Below are 21,232 nucleotides of genomic sequence, written 5' to 3'. Positions count from 1 at the left end.
GATTCCCTTGATCCGAGTCGTGCGGGGCAACCCCACCCCCGAGGAACTGGCCGCCGCCGTCGCGGTGATGCAGGCCCGGGCCGCCGCGGCGGCGGCCGGGGCCGGGTCGGACCTGACGCCGGGGCCCGGCGCCTGGTCCGACCCGGCCCGGACCGTGCCGGGCGCGCCGCCCGCGCCGGGGCCGCGCGCCTGGCGCACGAGCTACTGGCCCGCCTAGGGCCTGTATCGAGTTCCCGGTCGGATCAGCCCGCGACGTCAGACGCGGTGCCCCCCCAGGCCCTTGGGGGCCTGGGAGGTACCCCCAGCAAGGCACCGGATCGCAGCTCATACCCGGCCGTATTCGCGCGATTCGGCTGGGGGCACCTCCCAGACGGAGTCTGGGGGAGCGGCGAGGTGCCGTGACTGGCGTCGCGGGCCCGGGCGGGAACTCGATACAGGCCTAGCACGGATCTGAGTACGGATACTCAGGCGCGCGTCCGGCCCGACGGGCAGCATGGGCCCATGCGGTGGTCGGACATGCGCGAGAGGCCGAACGAGGAGGCGCGGGCCGCCCGCGCCATGCTGGACCGCGTGGGGTGGGTGGTCGCGACGGCGATGGTGCTCGCCGCGCTGCTCATCCGCTGACCACCTCCTCGCCGGCCGGCGCCTCGCACACGGCACAGGAGCCGCCTTCTCATGCGGCTCTCATCGGCTCCTCAGGCCGCCCTCACGGCCGCCCTCACGGCCGCCCTCACGGCCGCCCTCACGGCCGCCTCCTACCGTCTCCCGCATGATCTTCACCTATCTGCGCCGGGAGCTGCGCAGACGCCGCAGGGCGCAACTCGTGATCGCCGCCGGCCTGGCCCTCGGCATCGCCCTCGTCGTGGTCGTGAACGCCGGCTCCTCCGGGATGCAGCGCGCCCAGGACGAGGTGCTGCGCTCGCGGTACGGGCTCGGCACCGACATGACCGTGACCGGCGAGTCCACCCTTCCCGGGGAGGGCGAGGGCGGCCGGCGCGAGCCGCCGCGCTTCGAGTTCGACGCCCAGGAGGGCGAGGAACAGGACAGCGGCACGCTGATCCTGGACGGCTTCAGCACCCTGGACGAGTCCGACATGGCCACCGTCGCCGGAATCGACGGCGTCGCCGAGGCGTCCGGTGGGCTGAAGCTGCGCAACCTCACCGTCTCCGGCTCGTCCGACCCCGGCGAGATCATGGAGGGCGGCGAGGAGGGCGCCGTTCCGGAGGAGGGCGACCGGGGACCGGGACGGATGGAAATCGGCGGCGGGGGGCGCGGACTTCGGCGTGGACCAGTTCGGCGTGTTCGGCGCCGATGTCACCCGGTCCGACCAGGGCCCGCTCAGCGGCACCGAGACCACCGACGGGCGGTCGTTCACCGCCGACGACGAGGGCGCGGCCGTCGCCGTGCTCGACGCGGACTACGCCGCCGCCGAGGAGCTCGCGGTCGGCGACAGCGTGCCCCTGGCGGACACCGACTTCGAGATCGTCGGCCTGGCCGCCGCCACCGGCGGCGACGCCACCGCCGACGTCTACATCCCGCTGGACCGGGCGCAGGAGCTGTCCGGGAACGAGGGCCAGGTCACCGACATCGCTGACCAAGCTGCGCGCCCAGCGGATCGGCTTCGTGTTCCAGGGGTTCCACCTCATCCCCACGCTCACCGCGCTGGAGAACGTGGAGACCGCGCTCGTCCCCCTCCGCCCCCGCGCCGCCGAACGCCGCCGGCTCGCCGCCGAGGCCCTGGCCTCCGTCGGCCTCGCTGAGCGGGCCGGGCATCTGCCGGGCGAACTCTCCGGCGGCCAGCAGCATGGGGGCACCTCCCAGCCGCCAGGCTGGGGGAGCGTCGCCATCGCCCGCGCGCTGGCCAAGCGCCCCCAGGTGCTGCTGGCCGACGAGCCCACCGGCAACCTGGACGAGGCCACCCGGGACGAGGTGATCGACGTGCTGGAGACCCCATGGCGGGAGCTGGGCCTGACGTTCATCATGGTCACGCACGACAGCGCGATCGCCGGCCGCAGTGAACGGCTGGCCCGCATCGAGCAGGGGCACGTCGAGATCACCGACCGGACCGCACCGGCCGCGTAGGACCCGCGCGGCACCGAGCCGTTACGCTGGCCCGCGTGAACGACTCCGCCGCCCCGTCCGCCCGCCGCCTGGTCCTCGCCTCCCAATCGCCCGCCCGCCTCGGCCTGTTGCGCGAGGCCGGGCTGGCGCCGGAGGTGATCGTCAGCGGGGTGGACGAGGACGGCGTCACCGCGGACACCCCCGGCGAGCTGGCGCGGCTGCTGGCCGAGGCCAAGGCGGCGGCCGTCGCGGCGCGCCCCGAGGCGGCCGGGGCGCTGGTCGTGGGCTGCGACTCGGTGCTGGAGCTGGACGGGCAGGCGTACGGCAAGCCCGCCGACGCCGAGACGGCCATCGCGCGCTGGAAGGCGATGCGCGGCCGGTCCGGCGTGCTGCACACCGGGCACTGCGTGATCGACACGGTCAGCGGCGGCCGGGCGGCCGAGACCGCGTCAACGACCGTCCGGTTCGGCCAGCCGTCCGACGCGGAGATCGCGGCCTACGTGGCCACCGGCGAACCCCTGCGCGTCGCGGGCGCGTTCACCCTCAACGGCCGCTCCGCGCCGTTCGTCGACGGGGTGGACGGGAGCCCGGGGAACGTCATCGGCCTCTCCCTGCCCCTGCTGCGCACGCTGCTCGCCGGGCTCGGGGTCGCCATCACCGACCTGTGGGTCTGACCCGGGATCCGGCCCCGGGCCGTCCTCCGGCGGCGGATAGAGCGTCAGCGTCAGCATGATCAGGCCGAAGATCACCATCAGCACCAGGAACGCCGGCCACCCCACCAGCCCCACCGCGAGCGCGCCGAGCACCGCGTGCAGCACCGCCGCCGCGGCCAGCGCCGCCCGCGCGAGCCGGCCCGGCGGCCGGTCGCGCGCCGCGACCCGCGCCAACAGCACACCGCACAACAGCAGAAAGGCGGCCAGCCCGCCGCCCGCCGCCCACGCCCCCACGCTGATCGCCGTGGCCGACACCCCGCCGATCGTCATCTCCTGGCGATCCGCGGCCAGTCCGAGGATCCAGTGCAGCAGTCCGAGGACAACCGCGCCACCGATCACCACCACCGCCGCCACCGCGGCCACGCTTCGTCTGCCCCGGTTCACGTCGCGCACGCTACTGCTGGGTAACGTCAAGGACAACCCCTGCGGACGCCCCACCGCCCGACACGCAAAGAATCCACCGGCTCGTTGTCACTTACCTACAACTGTCCACCGCCGGACCTGTGCCAGGCCACCGGAGATTCACCACTCAAGTCCTTCTCCAAGGTAAACCTCAGCGAGGTGCGTACCTTGGAACAGCAAGGCAGTCGGTGAACGACCCGGCGACCCTTCACAGCCCGTGTGGGCAAGGTCACCCCTGTGGGCGACTCGTTGAAGGGTGTCGCCAGTACATAAACTCGCCTTGTTCCAAGGAGGGAGCCATCGTGCGCAAGGTGCTCATCGCCAACCGCGGCGAAATTGCCGTGAGGGTCGCCCGGGCCTGCCGGGACGCCGGCATCGCCAGTGTGGCCGTATACGCCGAGCCGGACCGGGACGCCCTGCACGCCCGGGCCGCCGACGAGGCGTTCGCGCTGGGCGGTGAGACCCCCGCCGCCAGCTATCTGGACATCGACAAGGTGCTCAAGGCCGCCGCCGACGCCGGCGCCGACGCCATCCACCCCGGCTATGGATTCCTTTCGGAGAACGCCGACTTCGCGCAGGCGGTGATCGACGCCGGACTGACCTGGATCGGCCCACCGCCCGCGGCGATCCATGCCCTCGGCGACAAGGTCGCCGCCCGGCACATCGCGCAGCGCGCCGGCGCCCCGCTGGTGGCCGGCACCACCGACCCCGTCGCGGGCGCCGACGAGGTCGTCGCGTTCGCCCGCGAGCACGGGCTGCCGGTGGCGATCAAGGCCGCGTTCGGCGGCGGCGGCCGGGGCCTGAAGGTGGCCCGCACGCTGGAGGAGATCCCCGAGCTGTACGACTCCGCCGTCCGCGAGGCGCAGGCGGCGTTCGGCCGCGGCGAGTGCTTCGTCGAGCGCTACCTGGACCGGCCGCGGCACGTGGAGACACAGTGCCTGGCCGACTCCCACGGGAACGTGGTGGTGGTCTCCACCCGCGACTGCTCCCTCCAGCGCCGCCACCAGAAGCTGGTCGAGGAGGCGCCCGCGCCGTACCTCACCGAGGCGCAGACCAGCCAGCTCTACACCGCGTCCAAGGCCATCCTCAAGGAGGCGGGCTATGTCGGCGCGGGCACCTGCGAGTTCCTCGTCGGACAGGACGGCACGATCTCGTTCCTGGAGGTCAACACCCGCCTCCAGGTGGAGCACCCGGTCACCGAGGAGATCAGCGGCATCGACCTGGTGCGCGAGCAGTTGCGCATCGCCGAGGGCGAGAAGCTGGGCTACGACGACCCGCCACTGCGCGGCCACTCGTTCGAGTTCCGCATCAACGGCGAGGACCCCGGACGGAACTTCCTGCCGGCGCCCGGCACGGTCACCGCGTTCACGCCGCCGCTCGGCCCGGGCGTGCGGCTGGACACCGGCGTGGAGTCCGGCTCGGTGATCGGCCCGGCCTGGGACTCGCTGCTCGCCAAGCTGATCGTGACCGGCGCGGACCGCAAGCAGGCGCTGGAGCGCGCGGCGCGCGCGCTGGCGGAGTTCCAGGTGGAGGGCATGGCCACGGCGCTGCCGTTCCACCGCGCGGTGGTGCGCGACCCGGCGTTCGCACCGGAGGTCGATGGCCGGGAGGGCGAGCCGTTCTCCGTGCACACCCGGTGGATCGAGACCGAGTTCACCGCGGAGATCCCGCCGTTCGACGCCACCGCGAGCGCGGACGCCGAGGAGACCAACGCCCGGGAGACGGTCGTCGTCGAGGTCGGCGGCAAACGCCTGGAGGTCTCGCTGCCCGCCACCCTGGCCATGCCACTGGCCCGCGCGGCGGTCGCCGGCGGAGCGCGTCCCGCGCGGCGCAAGCCGGTCAAGCGCGGCGGCTCCGGCGCGGCCGGCGAGACCCTGGCATCGCCGATGCAGGGCACGATCGTCAAGGTCGCCGTCGAGGAGGGCCAGCGCGTCGAGGAGGGCGAACTGGTCATCGTCCTGGAGGCGATGAAGATGGAGCAGCCCATCAACGCCCACCGCTCGGGCACCGTCGTGGACCTCAAGGCCGACGTCGGCGCCTCGGTCTCCTCCGGCGCGGTCATCTGCGAGATCAAGGACTGACGAGGCGGCACCTCCGCCGTCCTTCCTCCTGACCCGCCGCAGCGGGGCGGAGCCGCAACGGGTCACGTCCCCCGCCGGGGACACCCACGGCTCCGCCACCCGCGGCTCCGGTCACCCGGGGCCCGGGCGCCGGGTGGCGGAGGGGCTGTCTGACAGTTCGCGTCGGGTCAGCGGGCGGCGTCGGGCGCCCGGCGGGAATTGTCAGGCAGGCCCTACCGGCGGCGGGACGGCGCCAGATCGGAGATGCGCTGGCCGAGCGGGGGCGCTCCGGGAAGTCCCGGCGGCACCCCGCCGCGCGGGCCCGGCAACGGCACGTCCCGCCGCGGCGGGTCACCGCCCCGGTCCGCCCGTTCACCCCGGTCCGCCCGCTCGGCGCCCGGCTTGGCGCCCTGCGTGCCGACCGTGGCCATCGAGATCCGCACGCCCTGATCGGCGAGCGCCTCCAACTCCGTGACGGCCCGGTCGTTTTCCGGCGGCGGCTGATCGGTCACCAACTGCGTGATCAGATCGGTCGGCACCGTCTGGAAGGCCGTCTCCGCACCGAGCTTGCTGTGATCGGCGAGCACCACCACCTCGGCGGCGGCGCGCACCAGCGCCCGGTCCACGCTCGCGGCGAGCATGTTGGACGTGGACAGGCCCCGGTCGGCGGTCAGCCCGGATCCCGACAGGAACGCCCGGCTGACCCGCAGCCCGAGCAGCGACTGCTCGGCCCCGCTGCCCACCAGCGCGTAGTTGGAGCCGCGCAGGGTGCCCCCCGTCATCACCACCTCCACCCTGTTGGCGTGCGCCAGCGCCTGGGCCACCAGCAGCGAGTTGGTGACGACGGTGAGCCCCGGCACCCGCGCCAGCCGGCGGGCCAGCTCCTGAGTCGTGGTGCCCGCGCCCACCACGATGGCCTCGCCTTCCCGAACGAGCCCGGCCGCGTACTCAGCGATGGCGGTCTTCTCCGCCGTCGCGGCCATGGCCCGCTGGGGAAAGCCCGATTCCCGGGTGAAACCACCCGGCAGGACCGCACCACCGTGTCTGCGGTCCACCAGTCCTTCTGCCTCCAAGGCGCGAACATCGCGCCGCACGGTCACTTCCGAGGTCTGGACAACGCGGGCGAGCTCCCGGAGCGACACCGCTCCGTTGGCCCGCACCATTTCGAGAATCATCTGACGACGTTCTGCAGCGAACACGGAACCGACAGTAACCCCAACGACCATCTGGTTTCAGCCGGTTGCGAGGAATTACCGAAGTTGACTGTGCGTACGCCCCCGGCGTGATATATGCCAGGGGCGCATTCGCGCGATACCCGCGCTGACCAGTGCCTACTGTTCCTCGGCGAGTTTGCGCGTATGCAACTGCCGGGCCGCCTCGGCGATCGAGCCGGACAGAGATGGGTACACAGTGAACGCCTTTGCGATCTGTTCCACCGTCAGACTGTTGTCGACCGCGATCGCTATCGGATGGATGAGCTCGCTGGCCCGCGGCGAGACGACCACGCCGCCGACGACGATCCCCGTGCCCGGCCGGCAGAACAGCTTCACAAAGCCGTCCCGCACGCCCTGCATCTTGGCCCGCGCGTTCCGCAGCAGCGGCAGCTTGACGACGCGGGCGTCGATCCGGCCCTCGTCCACGTCCGCCTGCGTGTAGCCGACGGTCGCGATCTCGGGGTCCGTGAAGATGTTCCCCGAGACGGTGTTGAGGTCCAGCGGCGCCACCGCGTCGCCCAGGAAGTGGTACATCGCGATCCGCCCCTGCATCGCGGCCACCGACGCCAGGGCCAGCACCCCCGTGCAGTCCCCGGCCGCGTACACCCCGGGCGCGGTCGTGCGGGACACCTTGTCCGTCCAGATGTGCCCGGAGTCCTTCAGCTTGACCCCGGCCTCCTCCAGCCCCATGTCCCGCGTGTTCGGCACGGCGCCGACCGCCATCAAACAGTGCGTTCCGGAGATGACCCGGCCGTCGGCCAGGGTGATCTCCACCCGGTTCCCCACGCGCTTGGCGGCGGCGGCGCGCGACCGCGCCATCACGTTCATCCCGCGGCGGCGGAAGACGTCCTCCAGCACGGCCGCCGCGTCCGGGTCCTCGCCCGGCAGCACCCGGTCCCGCGAGGAGACCAGCGTCACACGCGACCCCAGCGCCTGATAGGCGCCGGCGAACTCCGCGCCGGTCACCCCGGAGCCCACCACGATCAGCTCCTCGGGCAGCTCCTTCAGGTCGTAGACCTGCGTCCACGTGAGGATCCGCTCGCCGTCCGGCCGCGCGTCGGGCAGCTCCCGCGGCTGGCCGCCGGTCGCGATGAGCACGCAGTCACACACCAGCTCCTGGCGCCCGCCGTCCGCGTCGGTGACGGTGATCCGCCGCGACCCGTCGGGCGCCTGGTTCGGCTCGAGCCGGCCGCGCCCGTGCAGCACGCGCACGCCGGCGCGCGTCACCGAGGCGGTGATGTCGTGCGACTGCGCGAGGGCGAGCCGTTTGACCCGGCGGTTGACCTTGCCCAGGTCGACGCCGATGCCGCGCACCTCGTCCCCGACGCCGTCGCCGTCGTGGTCGATCTCGATGCCCAGCTCCTCGTGCGAGGAGTCGAAGCTCGTCATGACCTCGGCGGTCGCGATGAGTGTCTTGGACGGCACGCAGTCCGTGAGCACGGACGCGCCGCCCAGGCCGTCGCGGTCGACCACGGTCACCTCCGCGCCGAGCTGCGCGGCCACCAGCGCCGCCTCGTAGCCGCCGGGTCCGCCACCAATGATCACGATCCGAGTCACGTTTCCAGTGTCTCGTACGACTCGTCCGTTCTCGCCTTTGGCCCCCCGGCGGGCCGGATCGGCCTGCCACGCCCGCCACTCCCGTACGCTCAGTGTCATGTCGCTCTACGCCGCATACGCCGGAAACCTCGATCCGCGGCTGATGGCCCGTCGCGCACCGCACTCACCGCTGCGCGGCACCGGCTGGCTCACCGGCTGGCGGCTGACGTTCGGCGGTGAGGAGATGGGCTGGGAGGGCGCCCTGGCCACCATCGTCGAGTCGGTCCCCGCGTCGCCGCCGGCCTCGGACGTGTTCGTGGCGCTGTACGACATCGCCCCCATGGACGAGGAGGCCCTCGACCGCTGGGAGGGCGTCGGCCTCGGCATCTACCGCCGCACCCGCGTCCGGGTCCACACGCTGGACGGCACGGTCCCGGCCTGGGTGTTCGTGCTGAACGCGTACGAGGGCGGCCTGCCCTCGGCCCGCTACCTCGGCGAGATCGCCGACGCGGCGGAGGCGGCGGGCGCGCCCCACGACTATGTGATGGAGCTGCGCAAGCGCCCCTGTTAGGGCCTGTATCGAGTTCCCGGTCGGATCAGCCCGCGGCGTCAGACGCGGTGCCCCCCCAGGCCCTTGGGGGCCTGGGAGGTACCCCCAGCAAGGCACCGGATCGCAGCTCATACCCGGCCGTATTCGCGCGATTCGGCTGGGGGCACCTCCCAGACGGAGTCTGGGGGAGCGGCGAGGTGCCGTGACTGGCGTCGCGGGCCCGGGCGGGAACTCGATACATGCCCTGGGCCCCGCGCCCCCGGCCCGTTCGCCCCGTGCGCGAGCAAACCGGCCGGGCGGCCCGGCATGTGCCGGTGGCCACTTCCCCGGCGGCATGCGGCCGGGGAACGCGCAGGCCGGGCGGGCGCGGGCGGTCCCGTTCCAGCGTGCCCGCGGATGGCCGTGATTGGCCCCTGCGAAGATGCTCCGTCTACGCGCGTAGGCCAGGACCGGTTAGGCTCAGCGCGTGAACGCATCTGAAATCGAGGGCTCGGCGGACGCCGCGGCCGCCCGGGTCCGGGAGTTGACCGGCGTGGCCAGTCACGACGTCGCGCTGGTCATGGGCTCGGGATGGGTGCCGGCCGCCGATGTGCTCGGGGCGCCGCAGCACGAGTTCGACGTGACCGAGGTGCCCGGCTTCCCGCCCCCGGCCGTCGAGGGGCACGCCGGACGAATCCGCTCCCACCAGGTGGGCGACAAGCATGCGTTGGTCTTCCTCGGCCGCACCCACTACTACGAGGGCCGCGGGGTCGCGTCCGTCGCCCACGGCGTCCGCACGGCCGTGGCCGCCGGGTGCAAGATCGTTGTGCTCACCAACGGCTGCGGCGGGCTGCGCGAGGGCATGCGCCCCGGCCAGCCGGTGCTGATCAGCGACCACATCAACCTCACCGGGGCCTCCCCCATCGCCGGGGCCAACTTCGTCGATCTCACCGACCTCTATTCGCCGCGGCTCCGCGCGTTGTGCCGGGAGATCGACCCCTCTCTCGAAGAGGGTGTGTACGTGCAGTTCCCCGGGCCGCACTACGAGACGCCCGCCGAGATCCGCATGGTTCGCGCCATCGGCGGGGACCTGGTCGGCATGTCCACCGTGCTGGAGGCGATCGCCGCCCGCGAGGCCGGTGCCGAGGTGCTGGGCATCTCACTGGTGACCAACCTCGCGGCGGGGCTGAGCGGCGAGCCGCTCAACCACGAGGAGGTCCTCCGGGCGGGCCGCGACTCCGCGACCCGGATGGGCGGCCTGCTGGCGCAGTTGCTCGGCCGCATCTGAACGCGACCGGGACGCACGCACACACGGACGGGAGAGCGAGGAGCGATGGTGAACGAGCTGACGGCCCGCGCCCGGGCCTGGCTGGCCGAGGACCCGGACCCGGACACCCGCGCGGAGCTCGACGGGCTCCTCGCGCGCGGCGACACGAAGGAGATCGCCGCCCGGTTCTCCGGCACGCTCCAGTTCGGCACGGCCGGGCTGCGCGGCGAGATGGGCGCCGGCCCCATGCGCATGAACCGCGCCGTCGTCATCCGCGCCGCGGCCGGCCTGGTGGCGTACCTCCGCAAGGAGGGCGCGGACGCCGGCCCCGGCCTGGTCGTCATCGGTTACGACGCCCGCCACAAGAGCGCCGACTTCGCGCGCGACACGGCCGCCGTGGTCACCGGCGCCGGGCTGCGCGCCGCGCTGCTGCCCCGCCCGCTGCCCACGCCGGTGCTCGCGTTCGCCATCCGCCACCTCGGCGCGGTGGCCGGGGTCGCGGTCACCGCCAGCCACAACCCGCCACAGGACAACGGCTACAAGGTCTACCTCGGCGACGGCAGCCAGATCGTGCCCCCGGCGGACACGCGCATCGCGGCCGAGATCGCCGCCGTCAGCGCACTCGCGGACGTGCCGCGCCCGGACGGCGGATGGGAGGTGCTGGGCGAGGACATCGTCGAGGCGTACCTGGCCCGCACGGACGCCGCGCTCACCCCCGGTTCGCCCCGCACGGCGACCGTCGTCTACACCCCGCTGCACGGCGTCGGCCAGTCCGTGCTGACGGCAGCGTTCGCCCGGGCCGGCTTCCCCGCGCCGGTGACGGTGCCCGAACAGGCCGCGCCCGACCCGGACTTCCCGACCGCGGCCTTCCCCAACCCGGAGGAGCCCGGCGCGATGGACCTCGCCTTCGCCGCGGCCCGCGCCGCCTCCCCGGCCCCCGACCTCGTCATCGCCAACGACCCGGACGCGGACCGCTGCGCCGTCGGCGTCCCGGACCCCACGGCCGAGGGCGGCTGGCGCATGCTGCGCGGCGACGAGCTGGGCGCGCTGCTGGCGACGCACCTGGTGCGCAAGGGCGAGCGCGGCACGTTCGCCGCGTCGATCGTCTCCTCCTCCCTGGCGGGCCGGATCGCCGCGGCGGCCGGGCTGCCGTTCACCGAGACGCTCACCGGCTTCAAGTGGCTCTCCCGGGTGCCCGACCTGCGCTATGCCTACGAGGAGGCGCTGGGCTACTGCGTCGACCCGTCCGGCGTCCGCGACAAGGACGGGATCACCGCCGCGCTGAGCGTCGCCGAGCTGGCCTCGGAGCTCAAGAAGCAGCAGCGCACGCTGGCAGCCCTGCTCGACGACATCTCCGTGGCGCACGGCCTGCACGCCACGGACCAGCTCTCGGTGCGGGTCGCCGACCTCGCGCTGATCGCCGAGGCCATGCGCCGGCTGCGCGCCTCGACGCGCACCGAGCTGGGCGGCCTGCGGATCATCACGGCCGAGGACCTGAGCCAGGGCGTGGCGGGTCTGCCGCCGACCGACGGTCTGCGCTACGCCCTGGCCGGCACGGGCGAGGTGTCCTCGGCCCGCGTGATCGTGCGGCCCAGCGGCACGGAGCCGAAGCTCAAGTGCTACCTGGAGGCGGTGGTCCCGGTGGCCGAGCGCGCGGCCCTGCCGGCGGCGCGCGCGACGGCGCGCGCCGTGCTGGACCGGCTCAAGCGCGACCTCGGCGCGGCCACGATGGGCGAGTGACCGGGCCCCTGATCAGCCGCCGAGCAGTGAGAAGCCGAGGAGAACGGCGGCGCTGACGCTGACCTTGCCCGGGGTGAGATCCCCCTCCCCCGGGCCGCCGCCGGGCGAGCTGTGCGAGCGGTAGACGTTCTGCATCTGTTCCGAGTCGACGTCCTTGATGTGCACGACCGGCCCGAGCCGCGCCCCGGCGGCGTCCGCGTACAGCGTGGCCTTCTCCCGCGCGGCGGCCACGGCGGCGACGCGCGCCCGGGCGCGCAGCTCCTTCTTCGCGACCACGTCGAACTCCACCCCCTCGACCTGGTTCGCCCCGGCCTCGACGATCTCGACGAGCACGGTCTCCAGCAGGTCGAGCTCACGCAGCTCGATCATGAACGAGGCGGTGCACTCGTACCCGATGAACTTCCGCTCGCTGCCGATGAAGTTGTAGGACGACCTCAGCGACAGCCGTGAGGTGGATACCGCGGCGTCGGCGACTCCGCGTCCGCGCAGCACCTCCCGCACCCGGTTGACCCCGCCGCGCGTGACCTCGAACGCCTCCCCCGGCTGCTGACGCGTCTCCTTGACGGCCACCCGGATCCGCGCGAGATCGGGGACGGCGTCCACACTGGCGGCGCCGAAGACGGATGCGCCCCAAGGGGCTTCTATGGACTGGGTGTTGTTCATGCACTCATTCAAGCGGACAACTCAGCCGCGGAACGACGCGTCAGCGGCATCAGCGGGCGTTGAGCCGGGCGGCCTGGCGCGTCAGGTGGGCGCGCTCGGCGAGGTTGGGGGCCTTGTGGGCCGCCTCGACGTACAGCCGTGCCGCCGTCGCCAGGTCGCCGTCGCGCTCGTGGAGGTACGCCGCCACCGCGGCATGGCGGGGCAGTGACGCGTCCAGCGCCGCGAGCGCCGCCAGGCCGGCGCGCGGCCCGTCGGCCTCCCCGACGGCGACCGCGCGGTTGAGCCGGACGACCGGGCTGTCGGTCAGGCGCGTCAGCTCGTCGTACCACTCGACGATCTGCACCCAGTCGGTCTCCTCGGCGCGGGGCGCGTCGGCGTGGAGTGCCGCGATGGCGGCCTGGGCCTGGAACTCGCCCAGCCGGTCGCGGGCGAGGGCGGCCTGCAGGATCACGACGCCCTCGGCGATCAACGCGGTGTCCCACCGGCCGCGGTCCTGCTCGGCGAGCGGCACCAGGCTGCCGTCGGGCGCGGTCCGGGCAGCGCGCCGGGCGTGGTGGAGCAGCATGAGGGCGAGCAGCCCGGCCACCTCGGGGTGGTCGACGCGGGCCGCGAGCTCCCGGGTGAGCCGGATGGCCTCGGCGGCGAGGTCGACGTCGCCGGAGTAGCCCTCGTTGAAGACGAGGTAGAGGACGCGCAGCACGGTGGCGACGTCGCCGGGCCGGTCGAAGCGCACGCCGGAGACGGTGCGCTTGGCCCGGCTGATTCTCTGTGCCATCGTCGCCTCGGGCACCAGGTAGGCCGCGGCTATCTGGCGGGTGGTCAGCCCGCCGACGGCGCGCAGCGTGAGCGCGACCGTCGAAGCCGGGGTGAGCGACGGGTGGGCGCACAGGAAGTAGAGCTGGAGCGTGTCGTCCACCGCGCGCGCCGGCCCGGGCGCCGGCTCCTCCTCCACGCGGTCCTCACGCCGGCGGCGGGCGGCGTCCGCCCGGGTCGCGTCGAGGAACTTGCGCCAGGCCACGGTGACCAGCCAGCCCTTGGCATCCCGCGGGGGGTCGGCCGCCCAGACCCGGAACGCCTCGACCAGCGCGTCCTGCACGGCGTCCTCGGCCGCCGCGAAGTCGGCTCCGCGGCGGACGAGGACGGTGAGCACGCTCGGCGTGAGGCTCCTGAGCAGAACCTCGTCCATCGGTGGCGTCACTCCGTGATGGTGGGCGGCGTGCCGTAGAACGGGCGCACCTCCAGCCACTCGTGGATCGGCTTGCCGCCCTTCCCGGGGGCGGCCGACAGCTCCCCGGCCAGTTCGACGGCGCGCTCGTAGCTGTCGACGTCGATGACCATCCAGCCGGCGATGAGGTCCTTGGTCTCCGCGAACGGTCCGTCGGTGACCGGCGGGCGCCCCTCACCGTCGTAGCGGACCCACGCTCCCTCGGGGGCCAGCGCCTGACCGTCGACGAACTCGCCGGTCTTCTCCAGCCGGGCCGCGAAGTCGTTCATGTACTGCACATGCGCCGAGATCTCCTCCGGGCTCCACTGGTCCATCGGCACGTCGTTGACCGCGGCCGGGGCGCCACGGTAGTGCTTCAGCAGCAGGTACTTGGCCATCGTCGTTCTCCTCGGTGCTCGTGCGACCCATTGTGGTCGCGCTCACCCCGGGGACGGAGCCGGACGCGGGTTCTCGACATCGCCGCCGGATTTTTTTGGGCCTCGGTCTCGGGCTGCTCACGAGCGCGCGGGTGTCGCTGTGGCGCAAGCCGCGTTCAGTGCGCGCGTACGCCGTCGATGGCGATGGCCAGCAGACGGTCGGCTTCGGCCGGGCCGTCGGGGTCTTCCTCGGTGGCCAGGGAGATGGCGCTGACGAGCTTCAGCAGATGGGCGATGGCCACCTCGGGCCGAACGGCGCCCGCTGCCCGGGCGCGTTCGAGGAGCGCGTCACCGGCGCCGCTGATCATCTCGTGGCAGGTGCTGCCCAACGCCGGCCCGCCGTCGCGCATCAGCCACGCGCCCAGGCCCCGGTTGGCCACAGCGTGCGCGCCGACGGCGCGCAGCCAGGTGAACAGCGCTGCTCCCGGATCGGGGTCGGAGAGCAGGTCGTCGGCCCTGGCGCAGAGCGCCGCCACCCGGTCCCTGAACACCGCCTCCAGGAGCGCCTGCCGGGAGGGGAAGTGCCGGTGCAGCGTGGCCGAGCCCACTCCGGCGCGGCGCGCGACCTCCTCCAGAGAGGCACCGGCACCGCGCTCGGCGACCAGGGCCCCGGCGGCGGCCACGATCCGGGCGACATTGCGGCGGGCGTCGGCGCGCTGCGGCCGACGGGGCGGCACCGCGGCGTCCTGGGACACGGAGACTCCTCACGTCACGACTTGATAAGTGGGGTGGTCCTCCATATCGTAGCGAACGATAAATGGAGGGCCACCCCACTTAATGGGACGGCTCCTGTTCCGCATGGACGCGAGGAAGAACAGTGACACCAATGGACAAGACGGTCGTGGTAGTGGGAGCGACCGGCATGCAGGGCAGGGCCGTGACGCGCCACCTGCTCACCGGCGGCTGGCGGGTGCGCGCGCTCACTCGCGACCCGAGCGGCGCGCGGGCCCAGGCGCTGGCGCGCGCCGGCGCGCAGGTGGTACAGGCCCGCATGGAGGACATCGATTCCCTGACCGCCGCGGCCGAGGGCGCCTGGGGGCTGTTCAGCGTCCAGCCCACGGTCGGCTCGCCCGGCACCGCACCGGACTTCACGACCGAGGACGAGGTGCGTTGGGGCGTCAACGTCGCCGAGGCCGCACATGCCGCGCGTGTCCGGCACCTGGTCTTCACCTCGGTCGCCGGCGCGGACCGTCACCCGGGCGAGAAGGTGCCGGTGAACCTGGTCAGCAAGTGGCGGATCGAGCACCACATCGCCCGCCTCGGACTGCCCGCGACGATCCTGCGGCCGGTTTCGTTCATGGAGAACTACACCGGCGGCTACGCGCTGCGGGACGGCCACCTGTCCACCGGGATCGCGCCGGACACCGCCCAGCAGCTCATGGCCGTCGACGACATCGGCTTCGTCACCGAGCTGGTGTTCTCGCACCCGGGGGACTGGATCGGACGGGCGGTGTCCCTGGCCGCCGACGAGCTGACCCCGGTGCAGGTCGCCGCGGCCATCGCCGAGGCGCTCGGAATATCGCTGCCCTATGCCCAGATCCCGATCGAGGAGATCCGGGCCCTGAGCGAGGACTTCGCCTACGCCAACGAGTGGCTGAACGAACGCGGCTACCGCGCGGACATCGCCGCCACCCGGAAGATCCACCCCGCGGCGATGGACTTCACCACCTGGCTGGAGCGCACCGGCGCCGCCCAAGTCTCGGCGTTCCTGGACTCCGCGCGCGCCACGGGCGGGGGCGCGTGAGCGCTCGCGCCCCCGAGCTCCCGATGTCCGCGCGACTCAGAGCGTGCGCCGCAGCGCGGTCTCCACGGCGTCGACCAGCGGATCACCTTCGGTCCGCGGGTGCCGCGCGAGACCGAGTTCGACGTCCGGCAGGGTCGGCAGGGCGTCCGCGTCGTGGCAGACCATGACCGGTTCGAGGTTCGCGGGCATGAGCGCCGCGACGCCGAGCCCGGCGCGCAGCGCGGCGAGCACACCGACCAGGCTGTTGCTCTCGAACGCCACGCGCCAGCGCCGATCGGCACGTTCCAGCGTTTCCAGCACCGACGTACGCCAGGTGCAGGTGTTCGAGAACAGCACCACGGGCAGCGGATCGGCGGTCACGTCCACGCCCGGGCCGACCGCCCAGACCAGCGGGCGGCGTACCGTCCAGCGCGGCGGCCCGGGAACGTCCGGCACCTCGTCGAGCACGAGCTGGACGCGGCCCGCGTCGTAGGCCGCCCGCATCGCGGCCTTGGAAACGCTGAGCACCTCCAGCGTCGCACCGGGGTGCAGCCGGGCGAGGTCCGCGAGGGCCTGCGGCAGTTGGGACGCGGCGAGGTCTTCGAGCAACCCGACGCCGCAGTGGCCGGTGAGCGCGCGCCCGGTTTCGGTGAGTGCCTGTGCGCAGAGCGAGAGAATGCGCTCGGCGTACGGCAGGAGCTCCTCACCCGCCCGGGTCGGCGCGACGCCGGACGGCGATCGGTGAAGCAGCGGGCGGCCGATGGCGTTCTCGAGCTTGCGCACCTGCTGGCTGAGCGCGGGCTGGGTCTGTCCGAGCGCGGTGGCGGCGCGGCTGATGCTGCCCGCCCGCACGGCGGCGACGAATGACCGCAGCAACGCGGTCTCAAGATCCCTGGCCATAAGCGCTCATTATGCCGACCCCAACGAATTAACCACTTCCTATGGCGGTGACGGATCATCTAGCGTCCCGCGGGTGACCGGATACCGACAGGTGCTCGCCGTGCCGGGGATGGCATCGCTGCTGGGCGTTTCACTGCTCGCCCGTACCGCGATCACGGCCGACGTGATGGCGCTGACGATGTATGTCGTGCTGGGCCTGGACATGAGCTACGCGGCGGCCGGTGGTGTCGCGGCGGCCATCACCACCGGGCTGGCGCTGGGCGGGCCGCTGCTCGGCCGCGTGATCGACTCGCGGGGCCTGCGCACCGTGCTGTTGGTAACGGCCGTCACGCAGGTCGTGTTCTGGCTGAGCGTGCCGGTCCTGCCGTATGGGGTCCTGCTGGGCGCCGCCTTCGCGGCGGGTCTGCTGATGGTGCCGGCCCAGCCGGTGACCCGGCAGGCGATCGCCGCGATGACGACGGCGGGGCAGCGCCGGGCCGCGTTCGCGCTGGAATCGGTGCACGGCGAGCTGTCGTACATGGCGGGCCCGGCGGTGGTGATCCTGTGTGCGGCGAAGATGTCCCCCGATGTGGTGGTGTGGGCGGTCGGCGCCGCGATCGTGGCCGGCGGAGCCGGGATCGCCCTGCTCAACCCGCCACTGCGCGCCGAGGACGAGGCGGACTCCGGCGCGGCCGGACGGCCCCCGCGCCGGGAGTGGCTGGGCGCCGGGATGATCGCCGTGCTGACGATGGCGTTCGGCGCCACGACGCTGCTGGGCGGCATCGACCTCGCCATCGTCGCCACGCTCGAGGAAGCGGGTCAGGTGTCCTGGGCCGCCATGGTCGTAACCGTGTTCGGCGTGGCCTCCGTCGCCGGCGGGCTGATCTATGGCGCGCTGTCCCGGTCGCTGCCCACGTGGCTGCTGCTCGGCCTGCTCGGGCTCGTGACGATTCCCGCCGGGCTCGCCCGCGACTGGCCCTGGTTGTGCGTGGCCGTTGTCGGCACGGGGCTTCTCACCGCTCCGACCCTTTCCACGGTGGCCGACGCGGTGAGCCGGCTGGCGCCGGCCGGTGTGCGGGGTGAGGCGACGGGCCTGCAATCCTCGGCGCAGAGCGCGGGTTTCGCGCTCGGATCCACGATCGTCGGGGTGGCGATCGACGTCTCCGTGCCGGCGGGCGGCTTCGCGGTGGCCGGGCTGGCCGGCCTCGCCGCCGCGCTGACCGGATACCTGCTGTCCCGCCGCCCGACCGCCCGAACGCGGTCTCCGCTCGGCGATCCCGGCATCGCCGGGGCTCCGGACGCCGAGCCGCTCGGGGCCGACGCCCGGCCCGGCGCCTGGGCCACGGGCCCAGGGCCGCGCCGCTCCGGTGACGAGCCACGTACGACAGCGGGCGGGCAGCCCCGAGGATCGTGAACCGGGCGGCCTCGCCGGTGTTCCGCTACATCTGGGGTTCCAGCGACCCTATGAACCGGTCCAGTCGCGAAACGACCTGACGAAGCGCCTCAACGGACCCCGCCGTGTCGTTCGCGATCTCCAGGGCGTGGTCGGCCCCGGGTATCTCCAGGACGCCGTGCCGCACGGACTCGGCGATGCGCGGATCCCACAGCTTGTCGGCGCTCCCGCCGACGAGGAGCGTCGGCGCCTTGGCCCGCCACAGCGAGTGGGCCACGTAATCGATGGTCAGAACGGGCGTGAGCCAGGCCGCCGCGAGGTTCCGGTCGGCCGCGACGCCACAGGCGAGCGAGCCCAGCGACTTGCCGATGAGGAGCCGGCAGGCCCCTCTCTCGGCGTCGATCGCCCGGCCGACCTGCCACTCCACCCACGCGATCCGGTCCTCCACCGGGAGCCGGGGGAAGTCGTCGGGGATCTGCCACCACAACTCCTGGACGGTCCAGCCGTGTTGGAGCAGCACCGAGCGGGCGAAGTGCAGCAGCGGCCGGGCCGGCGAGTAACTGACACCGGGGATGACGATCGCTACCCGATCGAGGGCTCCGTCGAAGCGAGTGGGAACGGCGAAAGGTGAGCGATCAGACATGGCCGCAGGCTACTGCGCGGCGCGCGCCGTCGCCGCACCGGAGCCGTTATGCCACAGCCCTCTTGAGGACCTCGACAAGGCTGGTCACGCTGTCGTCGGCGTGGCCGGCCGCCATGCCGCGCCGGAAGACGGCCAGGACCGCCTCGGGCAGCGCGGTGTCCACCCCGGCATCCCGGGCGGTGTGGACGACGTGGTCCACGCTCGCCGCCCCCATAGCCAGCCGGTCCGCGTCGCCCGGGTGCTCGCCGGCGTCGATCCGTGGTGTGCAGAACGCGAGGAAATCCGGGAGTCCGGAGAGCAACGGCGAGGCGTAGGGCAGGAGTTCGCGGGCGGAGACACCGTGGGCGCCGGCCACCGCCACGGCGTGCAGCCAGCCGAGCACCGCGGTCCAGAACATGTCCATCGTGAGCTGGTAGTACAGCGCCGCCAACGCGGGGTCCTCACCGCGGTAGTCGGTGCCGGTGAGTACCCGGAGCGTGTCCTGGTGCGCGTCGAAGACCGCCCTGGGACCGCTGTAGAAGGTGAACGAACCTGGCTGGCCGATGTCCCGCGGCGAGGCCTGCACACCGCCGGTGAGGTACTGGGCGCCGTGCCCGGCGGCCCACCGCGCGGCGGCGCGGGACTTCTCGGGGGTGTCCGAACCGAGGTTGACGAGGACCCGGCCGGACAGGGCGTCGGCCGCCGGGTCCAGGACGGCATACATCGCGTCGTGGTCCGTCAGGCTCAGGATCACCAACTCACTTGCCGCCAGCGCCTCCCGGACCGAGCCGGCCCGGCCGGCTCCGCGCGCCACCAGCTCGTCCGCCCGGCTCGCGGTGCGGTTCCACACGGTGACCCGGTGCCCGCTGTCGAGCAGGGCGCCCGCGATCGCCTGCCCCATCGGGCCCAGGCCGATGACCGTCACATCCCGCTCACTCATGGTGCGCTCTCCCACTAGATCGAACGTTCTACTCAGGACGCGGCCAACGTAGCACAGGACTAGGAAGAGCGTTCTATTCACGGGGAGTTCGCCGGCACCGGGCCGGTGTCAGTGCGGCCTGTCAGGATGTCGGCATGGCAGAACCAGCGGACATCATCCGGCACTTGTGGGAACGCACGCAGGCCCGGGACTGGGCCGCGGTCGGCGAGCTGCTGGCCGAGGACGTGGTGGTGGAGTGGCCGGTCAGCGGCGAGCGGATACTGGGCCGGGACCACTATGTGCGGGTCAACGCGGAGTATCCGGAGGGCTGGACGATCCACGTCCTGCGGATCGTCGCGTCGGGCACGGAGGTCGTCTCCGAGGTGGAGGTCCACCACGAGACGATGGGACTGCACCGGGCGGCGTCGTTCTGGACGGTCCGGGACGGGCGAATAGTGTCCGGCCGCGAATACTGGACCGAGCCGGGCTCCGACCCCTCACCGGAGTGGCGGGCCCCGTATGTGGAGCGCGTCAGCGACTGAAGAGCCTGCTTGAAGAGCACCTGCGCAGGGCCCAGCCGCGCCCCCACCACGGGGAGGGGCGCGGCCCTCGTTCGCGGTGGGCTACCGCCCGTCGAATCCGCCGTCCGCCGCCGCGCGGACGAACGCGCCCCACTCGGCCGCCGGCACGGCCAGCACCGGCCCGGCACCCCGCTGCTTGGTGTCGCGCATCGCGACCGAGCCGTCCAGGAGGGCGACCTCCACACACTGCCCGTTGGATTCGGAGCGCGAGGACTTGATCCACTTCGCGCCCGTCACATCAACCTCGTTCATGACTCCCTGCCAGTTCGGAGAGGAGACGGCGAGACGCCTCCTCGCTGAGCGAATCGTTCCATGTGCCGGCGAACGCGGCGTCGTAGCGTTCGACTTCCTTCGGCTTGTCCAGATACAGGTCACCGGTGTAGCCGTCGGCGTAGACAGTCGGCGGCTCACTGTCCTTGCCGTCCCCGTTGACCGGGAACCGCATGATGCAGAACGACCCCGAGAGCACGCCCAGATGCAGCCCCGCCGCATACGGCACCACCCGGATCACCACGTTGGGCAGCTCGGACGCCTCCACCAGGTGCGCGAGCTGCTCCGCCATGACATCGCTCCCACCAATGGGACGCCGCAACAGCCCTTCGTCCAGTACGACATGCAATGTTGGCGGTTCGGTGACCCTGGTGATCAGTGTCTGCCGCGCGATCCTCAGACGGACGCGGCGCTCGACCTCCTCCTCGCCCTCCGTCGGAAAGTGCGCCCGGATGATGGCCCGCGCGTACTCCTCGGTCTGGAGCAGGCCGGGAATCCGCTCGCCCTGGTACACGGACATCTGCGAGGCGGCTCCCTCCAGTCCGATATAGACATCGAAGCCTTCCGGGATGACATCCCCGTAGCTGTGCCACCAGCCGCGCGCCTTCGTCTCCTTCGCGAGTCCCATCAGGGCCTCGGTCAGATCCTGGGGCGCGCCGTAGATCGTGCACATTGTCTGTACGTCGTGGCTGCGCATCGAGGTCAACCCGGTCTCGATCCGCCACATCTTCGCTTCCGACCATTCCAGCTTGCTGGCCGCCACCCTGAGCGTGAGCCGTGCGCCCATGCGCAAGCTCCTCAGATGCCGTCCAAGTTGTCGCCTCGGGACGGTTGATCCCAATGTCGGCTCCGGCATAACACCCCTTCCCTCACTCAGCCTGAAGTACGCCCGTCGCCCGAAATGAAAGTACCCGCCTCTTCATTTCGCAATGCTTGTCAACCAATTGATGACCTGCATCGAAAAAGCGAAATGAAGGCTTGCACATTCCATCTCCGGAGAGCACTCTAGTGGGCACCGG

The 21,232-nt window shown here is 72.6% G+C and carries 22 protein-coding genes and 2 pseudogenes; 12 read left to right on the top strand and 12 right to left on the bottom strand.

The window, feature by feature from the left end; all coding sequences use genetic code 11:
• The first annotated feature begins 7 nt into the window (after nt 1-7).
• On the top strand, nt 8-217 hold the full coding sequence (locus RM590_RS06670; protein ID WP_311703449.1) for an acyl-CoA carboxylase epsilon subunit: 210 nt from the start codon (nt 8-10) through the stop codon (nt 215-217).
• A gap of 284 nt (nt 218-501) precedes the next feature.
• A complete protein-coding gene (gene mmpB / locus RM590_RS35980) occupies nt 502-624 on the top strand; it encodes a morphogenic membrane protein MmpB (protein WP_394813811.1) in 123 nt (40 codons plus the stop codon).
• Between the two features lie 118 nt (nt 625-742).
• On the opposite strand, the gene RM590_RS06665 is transcribed toward mmpB, so the two are convergent.
• Nucleotides 743-1,375 (bottom strand): hypothetical protein, encoded by a 633-nt coding sequence (locus RM590_RS06665; RefSeq protein WP_311703846.1) that lies wholly within the window; start codon nt 1,373-1,375, stop codon nt 743-745.
• Between RM590_RS06665 and RM590_RS35975 the strand changes: the two are divergent.
• The 4 genes and pseudogenes from RM590_RS35975 to RM590_RS06650 form a co-directional block, all read left to right on the top strand.
• Nucleotides 1,284-1,523: pseudogene (locus RM590_RS35975) on the top strand (ABC transporter permease); the annotation flags it as partial. The gene RM590_RS06665 and the pseudogene RM590_RS35975 overlap by 92 nt on opposite strands.
• 55 nt (nt 1,524-1,578) lie before the next feature.
• Nucleotides 1,579-2,082 (top strand): annotated as a pseudogene (locus RM590_RS06660) (ABC transporter ATP-binding protein); the annotation flags it as partial.
• 35 nt (nt 2,083-2,117) lie between these two features.
• Nucleotides 2,118-2,735 carry a Maf family protein gene (locus RM590_RS06655; protein ID WP_394813810.1) on the top strand — a complete coding sequence of 206 codons (618 nt, stop codon included), beginning with the start codon at nt 2,118-2,120 and terminating at the stop codon, nt 2,733-2,735.
• 743 nt (nt 2,736-3,478) lie between these two features.
• Entirely contained in the window at nt 3,479-5,257 is a 1,779-nt protein-coding gene (locus tag RM590_RS06650) for an acetyl/propionyl/methylcrotonyl-CoA carboxylase subunit alpha (RefSeq protein ID WP_311703448.1), read from the top strand.
• Nucleotides 5,258-5,469: 212 nt separating this feature from the next.
• Here the strand turns inward: RM590_RS06650 and RM590_RS06645 are convergent, their stop codons facing one another.
• Together RM590_RS06645 and RM590_RS06640 are read right to left on the bottom strand one after the other, a co-directional pair.
• A complete protein-coding gene (locus tag RM590_RS06645; RefSeq protein ID WP_394813824.1) occupies nt 5,470-6,399 on the bottom strand; it encodes a DeoR/GlpR family DNA-binding transcription regulator in 930 nt (309 codons plus the stop codon).
• A gap of 168 nt (nt 6,400-6,567) precedes the next feature.
• Nucleotides 6,568-8,007: an NAD(P)H-quinone dehydrogenase gene (locus tag RM590_RS06640; protein WP_311703446.1), complete on the bottom strand. Its 1,440-nt coding sequence runs from the start codon at nt 8,005-8,007 to the stop codon at nt 6,568-6,570.
• 97 nt (nt 8,008-8,104) lie between these two features.
• On the opposite strand from RM590_RS06640, the gene RM590_RS06635 reads away from it, so the two are divergent.
• The 3 genes from RM590_RS06635 (at nt 8,105) to RM590_RS06625 (ending at nt 11,522) form a co-directional block, all read left to right on the top strand.
• A complete protein-coding gene (locus RM590_RS06635) occupies nt 8,105-8,557 on the top strand; it encodes a gamma-glutamylcyclotransferase (protein WP_311703445.1) in 453 nt (150 codons plus the stop codon).
• A gap of 445 nt (nt 8,558-9,002) precedes the next feature.
• The gene (locus RM590_RS06630; protein ID WP_311703444.1) at nt 9,003-9,803 is read left to right on the top strand and encodes a purine-nucleoside phosphorylase; all 801 of its coding nucleotides are present in this window, start codon (nt 9,003-9,005) and stop codon (nt 9,801-9,803) included.
• A 45-nt stretch (nt 9,804-9,848) separates the two neighbouring features.
• Nucleotides 9,849-11,522, top strand: a complete 1,674-nt coding sequence (locus RM590_RS06625) for a phospho-sugar mutase (RefSeq protein ID WP_311703443.1) — start codon at nt 9,849-9,851, stop codon at nt 11,520-11,522.
• A gap of 12 nt (nt 11,523-11,534) precedes the next feature.
• On the opposite strand, the gene RM590_RS06620 is transcribed toward RM590_RS06625, so the two are convergent.
• From RM590_RS06620 to RM590_RS06605, 4 genes are all read right to left on the bottom strand, one after another.
• On the bottom strand, nt 11,535-12,185 hold the full coding sequence (locus RM590_RS06620) for an SIMPL domain-containing protein (protein ID WP_311703442.1): 651 nt from the start codon (nt 12,183-12,185) through the stop codon (nt 11,535-11,537).
• A gap of 49 nt (nt 12,186-12,234) precedes the next feature.
• Nucleotides 12,235-13,371 (bottom strand): RNA polymerase sigma factor, encoded by a 1,137-nt coding sequence (locus RM590_RS06615; RefSeq protein ID WP_311703819.1) that lies wholly within the window; start codon nt 13,369-13,371, stop codon nt 12,235-12,237.
• 8 nt (nt 13,372-13,379) lie between these two features.
• Entirely contained in the window at nt 13,380-13,787 is a 408-nt protein-coding gene (locus tag RM590_RS06610; RefSeq protein ID WP_311703441.1) for a YciI family protein, read from the bottom strand.
• A gap of 155 nt (nt 13,788-13,942) precedes the next feature.
• Nucleotides 13,943-14,521, bottom strand: a complete 579-nt coding sequence (locus tag RM590_RS06605; RefSeq protein ID WP_311703440.1) for a TetR/AcrR family transcriptional regulator — start codon at nt 14,519-14,521, stop codon at nt 13,943-13,945.
• Nucleotides 14,522-14,652: 131 nt separating this feature from the next.
• Here RM590_RS06605 and RM590_RS06600 point away from each other — a divergent pair, with 131 nt between their 5' ends.
• Nucleotides 14,653-15,570: an NmrA/HSCARG family protein gene (locus RM590_RS06600; RefSeq protein ID WP_311703439.1), complete on the top strand. Its 918-nt coding sequence runs from the start codon at nt 14,653-14,655 to the stop codon at nt 15,568-15,570.
• A gap of 36 nt (nt 15,571-15,606) precedes the next feature.
• Here the strand turns inward: RM590_RS06600 and RM590_RS06595 are convergent, their stop codons facing one another.
• Entirely contained in the window at nt 15,607-16,449 is an 843-nt protein-coding gene (locus tag RM590_RS06595) for a LysR family transcriptional regulator (RefSeq protein WP_311703438.1), read from the bottom strand.
• A 73-nt stretch (nt 16,450-16,522) separates the two neighbouring features.
• On the opposite strand from RM590_RS06595, the gene RM590_RS06590 reads away from it, so the two are divergent.
• Nucleotides 16,523-17,842 carry an MFS transporter gene (locus tag RM590_RS06590; RefSeq protein WP_311703437.1) on the top strand — a complete coding sequence of 440 codons (1,320 nt, stop codon included), beginning with the start codon at nt 16,523-16,525 and terminating at the stop codon, nt 17,840-17,842.
• 25 nt (nt 17,843-17,867) lie between these two features.
• On the opposite strand, the gene RM590_RS06585 is transcribed toward RM590_RS06590, so the two are convergent.
• Both RM590_RS06585 and RM590_RS06580 read right to left on the bottom strand, forming a co-directional pair.
• Nucleotides 17,868-18,464, bottom strand: a complete 597-nt coding sequence (locus RM590_RS06585; RefSeq protein WP_311703436.1) for an alpha/beta hydrolase — start codon at nt 18,462-18,464, stop codon at nt 17,868-17,870.
• A 46-nt stretch (nt 18,465-18,510) separates the two neighbouring features.
• Nucleotides 18,511-19,383, bottom strand: a complete 873-nt coding sequence (locus tag RM590_RS06580; protein WP_311703435.1) for an NAD(P)-dependent oxidoreductase — start codon at nt 19,381-19,383, stop codon at nt 18,511-18,513.
• A gap of 134 nt (nt 19,384-19,517) precedes the next feature.
• Between RM590_RS06580 and RM590_RS06575 the strand changes: the two genes are divergently transcribed.
• The gene (locus tag RM590_RS06575; protein ID WP_311703434.1) at nt 19,518-19,904 is read left to right on the top strand and encodes a nuclear transport factor 2 family protein; all 387 of its coding nucleotides are present in this window, start codon (nt 19,518-19,520) and stop codon (nt 19,902-19,904) included.
• Between the two features lie 81 nt (nt 19,905-19,985).
• Here RM590_RS06575 and RM590_RS06570 read toward each other — a convergent pair whose 3' ends face one another.
• Together RM590_RS06570 and RM590_RS06565 are read right to left on the bottom strand one after the other, a co-directional pair.
• On the bottom strand, nt 19,986-20,195 hold the full coding sequence (locus RM590_RS06570) for a DUF397 domain-containing protein (RefSeq protein WP_311703433.1): 210 nt from the start codon (nt 20,193-20,195) through the stop codon (nt 19,986-19,988).
• A complete protein-coding gene (locus RM590_RS06565; RefSeq protein WP_311703432.1) occupies nt 20,182-21,069 on the bottom strand; it encodes a helix-turn-helix domain-containing protein in 888 nt (295 codons plus the stop codon). The genes RM590_RS06570 and RM590_RS06565 overlap by 14 nt, the downstream gene beginning before the upstream one ends.
• Nucleotides 21,070-21,232: the final 163 nt, after the last annotated feature.

It is taken from the genome of Streptomyces litchfieldiae, assembly GCF_031845365.1.
In the GTDB taxonomy this organism is placed as follows: Bacteria; Actinomycetota; Actinomycetes; order Streptomycetales; family Streptomycetaceae; genus Streptomyces; species Streptomyces litchfieldiae.
The sequence above is the reverse complement of the archived record's forward strand: the minus strand, read 5'-3'. Positions and strand labels throughout refer to the sequence as shown.